Below are 12652 nucleotides of genomic sequence, written 5' to 3'. Positions count from 1 at the left end.
CGTACACGTAGCGAACAGTCTCCCAGGAGTTGACCATCGACATAACCGGCGGGTGCCCTATGTCAGGAAATTCTCAGGGAACCTTCATCGCCCTCCCCGGGTAGGGAGGGTGGAGGTGTTGACATGAGACGACTGCTCGTGGCGCTCGCGGCGATGGCGGCGATTCTCGCACCGGCCCTGCCCGCTCACGCGCGGGCCGGATTCTGGGCCGTGACCGAACTCGACCCGCTCCCTGCCGAGGTGCGACCCGATGTCTCCTACACGGTGGGTTTCTGGGTGCTCCAGCACGGCACCCATCCGTACGAGGGCCCCGGCGGGCTCGAACCGGTCGGCCTGCGCCTGACCGGGGAGGACGGCACGGCCCTGACGTTCGACGGGACGCCGTTGCCGGAACCCGCCCACTATGCCACGTCGATCAAGGTGCCGGCCGGACGGTGGCGGGTGCAGGGATTGCAGGGCATGTTCGCGCCGTACGAGATCGGCACGCTCACGGTGCCGGGCGGGCTGAAGGCGGCTCCGCCGCAGTTCCCGGTGCCCGCCGGCACCGAGGTGATGGATTACTGGGGTCCGGTGAAGCCGCCGGGGTTCCCCTGGAAGGCTGCGGCCGTCATCCCCAACCGCCTTCCGACCGCGACGCCCGCCGCGTCCGCGCAGCCGGCCCGGACCACCAAGCCGGACCGCGCCACCCAACCGGCCAAGGTCTCTGCGGCCGGCGGTGACTCCTCGCCGTGGCGTCAGCCGTACGCGCTGGTGGCCGTCGCGGTAGCGGCGGTGGCGGGCACACTCCTGGTCCAGCGCGCGGCCCGGACGGCCGTACGGCGCAGGCCGCACGATCCGCCCGAGCGTGAGGCGCGGGAGGGCGAAGAGGTGATCAGCAGGGGCTGATCACCTCGCGATCACTTGCCCTTGGTCTCCGTCAGCGTCGCGTAGACGATGATGTTGTCGGTGTAGTGGTGCTGCTTGGCGTTGTAGACCCCACCACAGGTGATCAGCCGCAGCGAGGACGTGATCGTGTTGCTGTAGACCCGCTTCGTCGGGAACGTCGACTTGCTGACCTGCTCGATCCCGTCCACCGTGAAGATCGCCATCTTGCCGTCCGCGCGGAGAACGGCGATCTTGTTGCCGCGCTTCAGCTCGCGCAGGCGGCTGAAGACGGCGGCGCCCTTGCGGGTGTTCACGTGCCCGAGAATGATCGCCGGCCCCTGGTCGCCGGGGGCCGGTCCGAAGCGGTACCAGCCGGTGAGGTTCGGCTTGCTCAGCGGGGGCGTCTGAATGGCGCCGGTCTTGTCCACGCCCACCGAGCCCACCGTGGCCTTCACCCCGATCGCCGGAATGCTGATCTTGAGCGGCCTGCCGGTGACCTTCTTGGTCGTCGTCTTCTTGGCGGTCGACGACGAGGACGAGGACGACGAAAGCGGCGTCTGGGATGACGATGCCGCGCTCGTGAGGGTCAGCGGGGCGATCGGCTTGATCGCGGGAAGCGGCGGCGGCGCGGTCGGGTCCGCCGCCGTGAGCGGCACACCCGGCCCGCCCGGCCCCACGGTGGGCGGCAGGAAGGCCACGTTGCCCGCGTCCTGGACGTTCACCGCGCCCGGGACCGGCCCGCTCTCCTGCGGGTCCGAGGGGCTCAGCACGGCGAGCATCCCGGCCATCACGGCCGCGATGCCGCCGAACGACCCGGCCACGAGCAGGGTCGCGAGGACCGGCTGGGGCAGCGGCTTACGCGTCTTCTTGGCGTCGGTGCCCGCGCCGCCCTGCTCGGGAGCGCCACCGTCAGGAGTGTCGTTCATCGTCATCCTTCTCAGCTCCGCTCGCCCGAGTGCGCCGCCCTGCGCCGGAGCATTGCCACACCGCTGAGCATTCCGATCATCAACAGCGCGCCACCCGAGCCGATCAGCAGCATGCCCGAGGACGACACACGCTCCGGAGCCTCACCGGTCTGCGCGCCGCCCTGTGGCGTGATCGCCACCTGCGCCACGGTCGGCGTCGCGGTCAGCGTCACCGTCTTCGTCGCCGTCGGCGAAGGACTGCCCTGCGTGACCACCGCCACCACGTAGTTCTGCGTCGGCGCCAGGTTCGGGCTCCTGCTCGCCGAAGGCGACGGCGACGGCGAGGGCGACTGACCGCCGCTCGGCGACTGGGAAGGCGTGGGGGTGGGAGTGGGGGACACGCTCGGCGAGACGCTTCCCGAAGGGCTGGCCGAACTGTCCGGAGAAGGCGAGTTGTCCGGCGAGCTGTCCGGCGACGGGCTGGCCGGGTTGTCGCCACCGCCGATCGTCACCTCAATACCGACCGGTGCGCTGATGAGCGTGCACTCGGCGCGGTACTCCTGCGGCGGGTTGACCAGCTCCCGAGTGACCACGCGGAACGCGTCGAGCTGGCCCCACTTGGCGTCCTCGACGTTCTTGATCGTGATCGTGTGCTCGCCGTACTTAAGACCGCGGAACTTCCACAGGGTCTGCCCGCCCTTGTTGGCGTCGTTCACCGGGGTGCCGTCGTCGTTCGTCGAGGGATCGATCCGCGGCGGAGTACCGGGCTGACCGTCGATGGCGATGTCGATCGGTCCCGCACGCCGGTCTCGCTGCGCGACGTAGTCCACTCCGGTGCCGGTGAAGGTCAAGGACGCCCAGGCGCCGGCCACCGTCGTCCGGTGCAGGTCCAGGTGGTAGTCGTTGTCCCCGCTCGGCTGCCCTTCGAGGTTCTCCCAGCCGCCGCTGTAGGTGATCGCCGGGTCGTCGTCGTTGACCATGACCTCGGAGGCGGGGGGACGGAAGTCGACGAACAGCTTGCCGGGCTTGACCGTGAGGGTTCCCTCTCGATCGGTGTACGCGAAGTCGGCGATGCCGTCGGGAAGATTGAGCGGCGTGCCCTTGATCATCGCGCCCGGCTGGTCCACGGACCCCTTGGGCTGAAGCTGCCCGATCCAGCTGCCGGTGAGGTTGACCCGCCCGGTCACCTCGATCCGGCCACCGTTGGGCAGCCGCGCGGGCGCTCCGAAGCGCGTCGCGTCCTTGTAGTTCAGCTTCCACGCCACGTTGAGCGGATCGCCGACGTTCAGCGTGGTGGGAACGGTGAGCTTCGTCCGAAGATAGACGGTGCCCGAACCCGAGGTGGCGATGCCCTGTTGGCAGGCGTAATCGACGACGAGGTCGGCGGTATTGGCCTGTGCCGTCATCGAGGGCACGACGACGATTGCCGTACCGGCCAGGCCGAGGGCCAAGGCGGCCATGGTCCTAGGAAGACCAGCTTTCCACCGAATCACCGCATACTCCGATCACAGGTCCGCCCTGGCGGGCCTATAGCAAACCGAAGGTAGATCTTAGGGGTAACCGAAGCGGTCAAAGGGGCCGTTATCGCGATGGTTTCGGAGTTGTGACCCTCCGTACGACTTGAAGCCGATCGACCAGGGAACGACCAGAATCGTATTCTGGTGCGGCCAACAGACCCTGAGCCGGAAGGCGTACCCGATGCGGCGAGACCTCTTCGACGAGGAGCACGACCTCTTCCGCGAGACCGTCCGTGAGTTCATGGCCCGTGAGGTCGTCCCCCACCACGCGCAGTGGGAGAAGGACGGCATCGTCCCCCGCGACGTGTGGAAGAAGGCGGGCGAGCTGGGCATGTTCGGCTTCTCCGTGCCGGAGGAGTACGGCGGCTCGGGGATCACCGACTTCCGTTACAACATGGTGATCGTCGAGGAGATCATCCGCGTCGGCGCCACCGGCCTGGGATTCGGCCTGCACAACGACATCATGGCGCCGTACATGGTCGATCTGACCAACGACGAGCAGAAGCAGCGCTGGCTGCCCAGCTTCGCGTCCGGTGAGTTGATCACGGCCATCGGGATGACCGAGCCGGGGGCCGGCAGCGACCTGCAGGGCATCCGCACCACCGCCGTCCGCGAGGGCGACCACTACGTGGTGAACGGCCAGAAGACCTTCATCACCAACGGCATCAACTCCGACCTCGTCGTGGTCGTGACCAAGACCGACCCCTCGGCGGGCGCGCGCGGCACCTCGCTGCTGGTGGTGGAGCGCGGTATGGAGGGCTTCACCCGCGGCCGGAACCTGGAGAAGGTCGGCATGCACGCGCAGGACACCGCCGAGCTGTTCTTCGAGAACGTCCGGGTGCCGGTGGCCAACCTGCTGGGCGGCGAGGAGGGCCAGGGCTTCTTCCAGCTCATGAACAACCTGCCGCAGGAGCGGCTGTCGATCGCGGTGGCGGCCGTGGCCGCGGCGGAGACGGTGCTGGAGGAGACGATCGAGTACTGCCGCAACCGTACGGCCTTCGGCCGCAGCATCGGCAAGTTCCAGAACACCCGGTTCCTGCTGGCCGAACTGGCCACGGAGGTGGAGATCGCCCGCCACTACGTGGACAAGTGCGTGCGAGCGCTCAACGCCAAGGAGCTCACGGCGGTGGACGCGGCCAAGGCCAAGTGGTGGACCACCGAGCTGCAGAACAAGGTCATCGACCGGTGCGTCCAGCTTCACGGCGGCTACGGCTACATGCTGGAGTATCCGGTGGCCAAGGCCTGGCTGGACAGCCGTGTACAGACGATCTACGGCGGCACGACCGAGATCATGAAGGAGATCATCGGCCGGTCCTTCGGCTTCTGAAGCAACAAATCAGCTGTGCTGCTGCCCCCAGATCAGCAGCATGGCCACCACGAACACGACCATCACGCCTCCGTAGGCCACCGGGCTCAGCCGGAAGAACCGGCGCACCTTGTTCAGCAGCCACGCGAACAGGAACGCCAGGAAGACCAGAAGGATGAGTCCGGTGTCCACACGGATCAGTATGCGTGGGTTTCCCCGCCCCCGCGCGCCCGTCGGCACAAGCGGCACAGAGAGACTCAGCGCGGGTCTTCGCCGCCTTCGCGGACGCTGCCTTCGAGAATCACCCGCGCGACCAGTTCCGGGTCGTCGCTCATCGGCACGTGGCCGCAGCCCCGCAGCAGCAGCGCCCGCTGCCCCGCCCACCGCGCCGCCCGTACGGCCTGCCGGCGCGGCAGCAGCCGGTCGCGGTCGCCCCAGGCGATGGTGACCGGCACCTGGGGCGGCGCGGGCGGCGCGACCCACGCCAGCGAGTCCAGCGTCTCCTCGAACCCCACGCACTCGCGCATCGCCACGGCCGCCGCCAGCACGGCCTCGCGGGACAGCCGCTCCGGACGGGCCACGAACAGCCCCAAGGCCAGCGCCTTCCCCTCGTCCGTTCCGGCCGCGAGCGTGGGCAGCCCGTCCGCCCGCACCGCCAGCCGCAGCAGGCGCAGCACGGCCCGCGCGTACGCGTACTCGAGCCGGGACCAGAACCCGGCGGGAGACAGCGCGACGGCCGTGCGGACGTCGGCGGAGGACGCCAGGTCGAGCGCGATGTAGCCGCCCAGCGAGTTGCCCGCGACGTGCGGCCGGCTCAGGCCGAGCCCGGTCCAGAACTCCCGCACCGCCCGCCCCAGCGTCTCCACGTTGTACGGCGTGCCGTACGGCAGCGGCGGGGACTCGCCGAAGCCGGGCAGGTCCACCGCGATGACGTCGTGCCGCTCGGCGAGCAGGTCGAGGACCGGCAGCCAGCCGTGCCGGTGGTGACCGATGCCGTGGAGGAGGACCAGCGGCGGGCCGCTGCCGCGGCGGTCGTGGGCGAGCTCCATGCGTCCGAGTCAAGCACCCGGGACGGCCGGAAAGAAGCGCGCAGCGCGTGGTGTCCGCTCCCCGACCGTCGAGGCGGATCCGGTGCGTGCTCGTCCGCGCGGGCTGCAATCATGTTCCGTCGCAACGACCGAAGACGAAATGAACCGATAAATGACCATCACCAAGCCGGAGGAGCACACCGGCCTCGCCGACCCGCCGGAGCCGGACATGAAAGCCGGCGTCGTCGACCTGCTGGAACGCAGCGGATCAGTCGTGGTGCCCATCGGCATAGCCCTGTACGCGCTGCTCTATCTCGGCATCCAGCAGGTGTACGGCATCTTCAACATCAGTCCGGAGCAGGCGGGCATCGACCAGGCCACCATGTTCGGCCGCCTGGTGGGAACGCTGATCCTGCTCATCATCGGCGGCGCGCTGGTCGCGGGCATCGTCGTGGCGGCCGTCTGGCTGCTCGACAAGGCCACCCTCGGCCATCTGTTCCGCCTGGCCCAGGCCGTACGTGTGCGCCCGTGGGCCGCCGCGACCGCCGGTGCGCTGTGGTGCGGGGCGAGCTACTGGGGCTTCCTCGGCTACCTCGGGCTGGGCGAGGGCGCGTCGCTGGCCGGCATCGTGATCACCGCGGTGGTGATCGGCGCCCTGGCCTTCCTCGTGCCGTTCCGGCTGCTGCGGCGGCGGCCGACCGGCCGCGCCGGCATGAAGATCGTGGTGGCCGCGTTCACCGGCATCGGGCTGGGCTTCGCGCTGATGGGGCAGATGGAGAGCGACGCGCTCGCCGTCGCCGAGAAGGGCAGGCCCGCCAGCATGCTCCTGTCGATGGTGGGCTTCCAGGACCAGTGGGTGGTGCTCAACGACCGCGAAAGCGGCAAGGTGCTGCGCGGCGGCGTGCAGGTGCTGCTGCTCGGCGAACGCGAGGGCGCGTACGCGTTGTACGACTGCGCGCACCAGGAGACCTTCCGCATCTCCATGGAAGCGACCGTGCTGCGGCAGGTGACGCTCGAACCCGACCGGCCGAGCGGCTACAGCTGTTTGAAGCAGAAGAACTGACCGTGACGCGCCCCCGCGCCGGGGGCGCGTCACGACCTAACGACCGCCGATGGGGATCTCGAACCAGACCGCCTTGCCCTCGCGGGTCGGGCGGGAGCCCCAGCGTCGCGCGAGCTGGTCGACGAGGTAGAGGCCACGGCCGCCCTCGTCGTTCTCCCCCGCGCTGCGGATGCGGGGCAGGCGGAGGTCCTGGTCGAAGACCTCGACCCAGACGGACTCCGCGCCCCTGCGCAGCCGCAGGGTGAACTCCTTGTCGCCCGCGATCTCCTCTTCGAAGCCCGGCACGTCCCACGACTCGTCGAACGGCAGCGGCGGACCGTCGAGCACGAGCTCGCGGCGCGGCACGCTGGCGCTGGCGGCGTGCAGGACCACGTTGGTCACGACCTCGGAGACGAGCAGGCAGGCCAGCTCCGCGCGTTCCTCGGGCACCTGCCATCCGGCGAACGCCTCGGACGCCATCCGCCGCGCCTCGCTCACCATGATCGGCTGGGCCGGGAACGTACGCTCCTGGGACTGCAGCTCCGTGCCCGCCGAGCGGACGACGAGGATGGCCATGTCGTCGTCGATCTCGCCGGGGACGGCCACCGTGGCCAGGTCGGCGATGCGCTCGACGGACTCCCCCGACGCCTTGGCCAGCTTCTCACGCAGGACGTCGAGCGCCTCGTCGTCATCGGGGACGCCCGTGGCGGAGTCGCGCGGCGGCCTGCGGTCGACCAGGCCGTCGGTGTAGAGGAGCAGGGTCGCGCCGGGCGGCAGCTCCCTCGTCTCCTCCTTGTAGACCAGGTCGGCGTGCATGCCCTTGGCCCGCACCCCCAGCGGCTGGCCGACCTCGGTGATGTCCAGGTCCCTGACCTCGCCGTCCACGATCAGCAGCGGCGGGGCGTGCCCGGCGTTGGCGAACGACAGCTGCCTCGACCACGCGTCGTACACCATGTACTGGCAGGTGACGATCGGCGGGTTGGTGATGTCGGCGCCGAAGTCGTCGTGTTCGGGCGCGGCGACGATCCTGGTCCACTCGTCGAGGCGGGCGAGGATGTCGGCGGGCGGTTTGTCGTCCTGGGCGAAGGCCCGCAACGCGGCCCTGAGCTGGCCCATGACGGCCGCCGCCTTGGCCCCCCGGCCCTCGACGTCGCCGATCACGATGCCGACGCGGCCGGCCGACAGCGGGATCACGTCGTACCAGTCGCCGCCCACCTGGGTCTGGATGCCCTGGCCGTGCGAGGCGAGCGGGGCGGCCGGGTAGTAGCGGACCGCGATCTCCAGGCCGTCGAGCGAGGGCAGCGGCTGACGCGGGAGCAGGTGCTTCTGGAACGACTCGGCGGTGTGCCGCTCCTCCTCGAACAGCAGCGCGTTGTCGACGGCGAGCGCGACGCGGGTGGCGATGGCGCCCACGAAGTCGCGGTCGAAGGTGTCGTAGTGGGGCGAACGGCGGTTCGAGAGGTTGGACAGGCCCAGGTACATCAGGCCCAACGTCTCGCCGCGCACGCACAGCGGGGCGGCGATGGCCGAGGTCACTCCGATCTCGCCGCACAGCCGGGCCGCACCCTCGCTCGTCGCCGGGTAGCTGACCTGGGAGAAGTCCTCGACGAGGATCGTCTCCTGGCGGCGCAGGGCGGTCTCGGCGTAGTGCCCGAGGGGGTATCTGATCTCCGCGCCGACCGGCCGCCAGGTGTCCGGCGGCGGCGTCCAGCCGTTCACGTGCGTGGAGACCTTGCGCACCAGGCGGTCGCCCTCGACCAGTTCGATGAAGCAGTGGTCGGCGAACTGCGGGACGAGCATCTCCGCGACCCGGTTGAGCGTCTCCTCGACGTACAGGGAGCCGGCGAGCCGCTCGCCGATCCGCTCGAGCAGGCCGAAGCGGTCCTTCTCACGCTCGTTGCTGCGCATCGCCTCGCGCGCGGTGATCACGATGCCGCTCACGGAGCCGGAGGGGTGCCGCAGCGGCACGGCCTGCGCGCGCACGTAGATCGTCGTGCCGTCGCCTCGGGCCACGTCGAACGTGCCCTCCCACACGCCGCCGCGCAGCACGTGCTTGGCCAGTTCGGCCGTGAGCGGATGGTCCTTCTCCGAAATCCCCAGGGTGTGCAGCGACTCCTTGCCCGGAGACGCGCCCACGCGGCCGAACAACTGCTCGGCGAAGGGGTTCCAGTACAGGACGTTGCTGAAGCGGTCGGTCACGACCACGGCCATCTCCGCGTGGTCGAGAACCGAACCGGCGGAAAGGTGGTCGTCGGCGTCCTGTGACAGATCTCCCCATCGCCTCATGCCACGACCGTCCCTTGACGAGGTGGGTTCGCTATGCCGGGCACGGGCGCTCCTGCGAAGGCTGGGTCGCGAGAAATGAAAGGACTCCCTAGGGGATTCAACCAGGCACAACTCATTCCGTCATCGTCTGGTGACAAAAACGTGTGAGGCGACGTCCCTCGGAAGGTCCGCGGTCGTGGTTCCCACCTCACCATCACCAGTCACCGTTACACCGTTGTCACTCGCCGCGAGCGTCACCTCGCGTCCCGGTTGTATCCCAACTTGCTTGAGTTTAAGCATCACGGCGGGATCGCTTTGCACTTGTTCGCTGATTCGGCGCACTACAACGGGCACGGGGGCATGTCCCGCGAGGGTCACCATGGGAGACACCATCTCATCTCCGGCCGAACCGGACTGCGGCACCCCCAGCTCGTCCAGACCCGGGATCGGGTTGCCGTGCGGGCACACCCGGGGGTTCTTGAGAAGGTTCACGAGCCGGGTCTCCACCGACTCCGACATCACGTGCTCCCAGCGGCACGCCTCGATGTGGACCTCTTCCCACGGCATGCCGATCACCTGCGTCAACAGGCATTCCGCGAGGCGGTGCTTGCGCATGACGCGGATGGCCAGCGTGCGGCCCAGCGCGGTCATGCTGAGGTGCCTGTCCCCCTCGACCTTGACCAGGCCGTCGCGCTCCATGCGCGCCACCGTCTGGCTGACGGTCGGACCGCTCTGCTGCAGTCGCTCGGCGATCCGGGCGCGGAGCGGGACGATGCCCTCCTCTTCGAGTTCGAAGATCGTCCGGAGGTACATCTCCGTCGTGTCGATCAGGCCGTGTGCGGTCAAGGCTCCTCCAGTCCTTGTAAATCGATGCTACGACCTCCCCCGTGTTCGCAGCCGACCTTATTGGGGAAGCGACCCAGGATGGGAAACATCGGAGCCCAGCGATTCCTTCCGGCGGAGATCAGCCTGCCCGCGCTCAGGGAGGCCGCACGGCACTGCGAGGGCTGCGACCTCTACCGCGCCGCCACGCAGACGGTCTTCGGCGAGGGCGTTCCCGACGCACGGTTCATGCTGGTCGGCGAGCAGCCGGGCGACCAGGAGGACCGCGAGGGCGCGCCGTTCGTCGGGCCCGCCGGGCACATGCTCGACAAGGCGCTCGAAGAGGCGGGCATCGAGCGCGAGGCGGTGTACGTGACCAACGCGGTCAAGCACTTCAAGTACGAGCCCCGCGGCAAGCGCAGAATCCACCAGAAGCCCACCGTGGGAGAGATCAACGCCTGCCGGCCCTGGCTCGAGGCCGAGATGCACCTGGTGGACCCGGAGGTGACCGTGGTGCTGGGGGCCACCGCCGCCCGGGCCCTGCTGGGCCCGGACTTCCGCGTCACCAGGCATCGGGGGGAGCCGGTCCCCCGGCGCGAGGGGCGTACTACGTCGCGACGATCCACCCCTCGGCGATCCTGCGCGCGCCCGACCGGGACGAGGCGTACGCCGGCTTCCTCGCCGACCTCAAGGTCGCGGCCGGGCTGCCCTGAGCGTCCGGGCTGCCCTGAGCGTCCGGGCTGCTCTGAGCGGCCGGGCTGCCCTGAGCGGCCGGGCTGCTCTGATCGGCGTCGGGGGCGGGACCTCAGGGGGCGAGGCGCTCCAGCGTCCAGGAGCCGCCGCTGCGCCGGTAGCGGAGCCGGTCGTGCATGCGGTCGGTCTGGCCCTGCCAGAACTCGACCTCCGCGGGCACCACCCGGAAGCCGCCCCAGAAGTCCGGCAGCGGCGGGTCCTCCGGCCAGCGCGCGGCCAGCTCCCGGAACCTGGCGTCGAGCTGCTCCCTCGACTCCACGACGGCCGACTGACGGGAGGCCCACGCGCCGATGCGGGAGCCGTACGGACGAGAGTGGAAGTAGGCGGCGCTGTCCTCGCGCGGGAGCCGTACGACCGAGCCCTCCACACGGACCTGCCGCCTGATGGGATGCCAGGGGAACAGCAGGCAGGCCCGCGGGTTCTCACCGAGGTCGCGGCCCTTGCGAGACTCGTAGTTGGTGAAGAAGACGAACCCGCGCTCGTCGAAGCCCTTGAGGAGGACGGTGCGGGCGGAGGGACGGCCTCCGGCGGAGCTGGTGGCGACGACCATGGCGTTCGGTTCGGGCAGGCCCGCGGCGACGGCGTCCGCGAACCACAGCGCGAACTGTGTCACCGGGTCGGCGGCCATGCCGGATTCGAGGAGGGGCTCACCTTCGTAACTGTGCCGGAGCCCGGGGAGGTGCGAAGCGCTGTCCACGGAAAGGTATTCTCGCGTGCTCGGCGTACGTCTCGCTCGGTGGCCCCTACCTGGGAGAACCCCGTTGGGTAGGGCCGGGGGCGCGACAGTCGGGCGCTGCGGGTTAAATTGACCCGCCGGTATCTCGACATCAAGGCTCTGGACTTCACAAGAGAGGGAGGCGGCCGAGAATGTCCGACTTCAAACCCGGGCTCGAAGGCGTGGTGGCGTTCGAGACCGAGATCGCGGAACCGGACAAAGAAGGGGGCGCCCTGCGATACCGGGGCGTCGACATCGAAGAGCTCGTGGGCAACGTCTCCTATGGACACGTCTGGGGCCTGCTCGTCGACAACACGTTCCAGCCGGGCCTGCCCCCGGCGGAGCCGTACCCACTTCCCGTCCATTCCGGCGACATCCGAGTAGACGTACAGAGCGCGCTGGCCATGCTGGCGCCGTCGTACGGCTTCCGCCCGCTGCTCGACATCGACGACGACCAGGCCCGCGACGATCTCGCACGCGCCTCGGTGACGGCTCTGTCGTTCGTCGCGCAGTCGGCCCGCGGCCTGGGCCTGCCCATGGTCCCGCAGAAGCGCGTCGACGAGGCCGAGAGCATCGTCGAGCGCTTCATGGTCCGCTGGCGCGGTGAGCCCGACCCCAAGCACGTGAAGGCCATCGACGCCTACTGGACGTCGGCCGCGGAGCACGGCATGAACGCCTCGACGTTCACCGCCCGCGTGATCGCCTCCACCGGCGCCGACGTGGCGGCCGCCCTGTCGGGCGCGGTCGGCGCGATGTCCGGCCCGCTGCACGGCGGCGCGCCCGCGCGGGTGCTGCACATGATCGAGGGCGTCGAGAAGATGGGTGACGCCCGCAAGTACGTCCAGAGCGAGCTGGACAAGGGCCAGCGGCTCATGGGCTTCGGCCACCGGGTCTACCGGGCCGAGGACCCGCGCGCCCGCGTGCTGCGCCGTACGGCCAAGGAGCTGGGCGCGCCGCGCTACGAGGTCGCCGCCGCGCTGGAGACCGCCGCGCTCGAGGAGCTGCACGCCCGCAAGCCGGACCGGGTCCTCGCGACCAACGTGGAGTACTGGGCCGCGGTGGTCCTCGACTTCGCCGAGGTGCCGTCGAACATGTTCACCTCGATGTTCACCTGCGCCCGGACCGCCGGCTGGGCCGCCCACATCCTGGAGCAGAAGCGCACGGGCAGGCTGGTCCGCCCCAGCGCCAACTACGTGGGCCCGAAGCAGCGCTCCATCAACGAGGTGCCCGGCGCCGCCGAGGTCATCGGCAAGGTCTGAGCTCGGCGCGGTCGCGGCCCTGCGGCGTGCCACAAGCTCCGAGAGGCCGCCCGGGCCCCGCCCGCGCACCGTCAGCACCCTTCACCGGCCCGCCCCTTTCCGGGGGCGGGCGTTTCCGCGTCTCCGGGCGCCCTGTGCCGCGGGCCGGGTCACCGGGCGGGGTCGGCGGCGTCCTT

Annotated in this window: 11 protein-coding genes and 1 pseudogene; 5 read left to right on the top strand and 7 right to left on the bottom strand. The window is 69.9% G+C overall.

Translation table 11 applies throughout. From position 1 onward, the window contains the following. Positions 1 to 123 precede the first annotated feature (123 nt). A complete protein-coding gene (locus B1L11_RS32100; RefSeq protein WP_143737695.1) occupies positions 124 to 885 on the top strand; it encodes a hypothetical protein in 762 nt (253 codons plus the stop codon). Positions 886 to 896: 11 nt separating this feature from the next. On the opposite strand, the gene B1L11_RS32095 is transcribed toward B1L11_RS32100, so the two are convergent. Together B1L11_RS32095 and B1L11_RS32090 are read right to left on the bottom strand one after the other, a co-directional pair. Continuing rightward, positions 897 to 1790 carry a class F sortase gene (locus B1L11_RS32095; RefSeq protein ID WP_179155421.1) on the bottom strand — a complete coding sequence of 298 codons (894 nt, stop codon included), beginning with the start codon at positions 1788 to 1790 and terminating at the stop codon, positions 897 to 899. Positions 1791 to 1801: 11 nt separating this feature from the next. Beyond that, entirely contained in the window at positions 1802 to 3229 is a 1428-nt protein-coding gene (locus B1L11_RS32090) for a hypothetical protein (RefSeq protein WP_079319128.1), read from the bottom strand. Positions 3230 to 3467: 238 nt separating this feature from the next. Here B1L11_RS32090 and B1L11_RS32085 point away from each other — a divergent pair, with 238 nt between their 5' ends. Next, positions 3468 to 4613, top strand: coding sequence for an acyl-CoA dehydrogenase family protein (locus B1L11_RS32085; protein ID WP_079319127.1), 1146 nt, complete (start codon positions 3468 to 3470; stop codon positions 4611 to 4613). Positions 4614 to 4622: 9 nt separating this feature from the next. Here the strand turns inward: B1L11_RS32085 and B1L11_RS47300 are convergent, their stop codons facing one another. Continuing rightward, positions 4623 to 4784, bottom strand: coding sequence for a hypothetical protein (locus B1L11_RS47300; RefSeq protein WP_179155420.1), 162 nt, complete (start codon positions 4782 to 4784; stop codon positions 4623 to 4625). A 65-nt stretch (positions 4785 to 4849) separates the two neighbouring features. Then, positions 4850 to 5641, bottom strand: a complete 792-nt coding sequence (locus tag B1L11_RS32080) for an alpha/beta fold hydrolase (protein ID WP_079319126.1) — start codon at positions 5639 to 5641, stop codon at positions 4850 to 4852. A gap of 151 nt (positions 5642 to 5792) precedes the next feature. Here B1L11_RS32080 and B1L11_RS32075 point away from each other — a divergent pair, with 151 nt between their 5' ends. Then, positions 5793 to 6683, top strand: a complete 891-nt coding sequence (locus tag B1L11_RS32075; RefSeq protein ID WP_079319125.1) for a hypothetical protein — start codon at positions 5793 to 5795, stop codon at positions 6681 to 6683. Positions 6684 to 6719: 36 nt separating this feature from the next. Here the strand turns inward: B1L11_RS32075 and B1L11_RS32070 are convergent, their stop codons facing one another. Both B1L11_RS32070 and B1L11_RS32065 read right to left on the bottom strand, forming a co-directional pair. Beyond that, positions 6720 to 8948, bottom strand: coding sequence for a SpoIIE family protein phosphatase (locus B1L11_RS32070; RefSeq protein ID WP_079319124.1), 2229 nt, complete (start codon positions 8946 to 8948; stop codon positions 6720 to 6722). 120 nt (positions 8949 to 9068) lie between these two features. After that, positions 9069 to 9773: a metal-dependent transcriptional regulator gene (locus B1L11_RS32065; protein ID WP_079319123.1), complete on the bottom strand. Its 705-nt coding sequence runs from the start codon at positions 9771 to 9773 to the stop codon at positions 9069 to 9071. Between the two features lie 24 nt (positions 9774 to 9797). On the opposite strand from B1L11_RS32065, the pseudogene B1L11_RS32060 reads away from it, so the two are divergent. Continuing rightward, positions 9798 to 10298 (top strand): annotated as a pseudogene (locus tag B1L11_RS32060) (UdgX family uracil-DNA binding protein); the annotation flags it as partial. A gap of 256 nt (positions 10299 to 10554) precedes the next feature. On the opposite strand, the gene pdxH reads toward B1L11_RS32060, so the two are convergent. Next, the gene (gene pdxH, locus B1L11_RS32055; RefSeq protein ID WP_079319122.1) at positions 10555 to 11199 is read right to left on the bottom strand and encodes a pyridoxamine 5'-phosphate oxidase; all 645 of its coding nucleotides are present in this window, start codon (positions 11197 to 11199) and stop codon (positions 10555 to 10557) included. A gap of 170 nt (positions 11200 to 11369) precedes the next feature. Here pdxH and B1L11_RS32050 point away from each other — a divergent pair, with 170 nt between their 5' ends. Next, a complete protein-coding gene (locus B1L11_RS32050; RefSeq protein WP_079319121.1) occupies positions 11370 to 12476 on the top strand; it encodes a citrate synthase 2 in 1107 nt (368 codons plus the stop codon). Positions 12477 to 12652 lie beyond the last annotated feature (176 nt).

The organism is Microbispora sp. GKU 823 (assembly GCF_002027145.1).
Lineage (GTDB): Bacteria > Actinomycetota > Actinomycetes > Streptosporangiales > Streptosporangiaceae > Microbispora > Microbispora siamensis.
The sequence above is the reverse complement of the archived record's forward strand: the minus strand, read 5'-3'. Positions and strand labels throughout refer to the sequence as shown.

Bases quoted from the DNA above. Each gene is read 5' to 3' on its own strand.
- B1L11_RS32100 (WP_143737695.1), top strand. From the start codon at position 124: ATGAGACGACTGCTCGTGGCGCTCGCGGCGATGGCGGCGATTCTCGCA.
- B1L11_RS32095 (WP_179155421.1), bottom strand. From the start codon at position 1,790: ATGAACGACACTCCTGACGGTGGCGCTCCCGAGCAGGGCGGCGCGGGC.
- B1L11_RS32090 (WP_079319128.1), bottom strand. From the start codon at position 3,229: ATGGCCGCCTTGGCCCTCGGCCTGGCCGGTACGGCAATCGTCGTCGTG.
- B1L11_RS32085 (WP_079319127.1), top strand. From the start codon at position 3,468: ATGCGGCGAGACCTCTTCGACGAGGAGCACGACCTCTTCCGCGAGACC.
- B1L11_RS32080 (WP_079319126.1), bottom strand. From the start codon at position 5,641: ATGGAGCTCGCCCACGACCGCCGCGGCAGCGGCCCGCCGCTGGTCCTC.
- B1L11_RS32075 (WP_079319125.1), top strand. From the start codon at position 5,793: ATGACCATCACCAAGCCGGAGGAGCACACCGGCCTCGCCGACCCGCCG.
- B1L11_RS32070 (WP_079319124.1), bottom strand. From the start codon at position 8,948: ATGAGGCGATGGGGAGATCTGTCACAGGACGCCGACGACCACCTTTCC.
- B1L11_RS32050 (WP_079319121.1), top strand. From the start codon at position 11,370: ATGTCCGACTTCAAACCCGGGCTCGAAGGCGTGGTGGCGTTCGAGACC.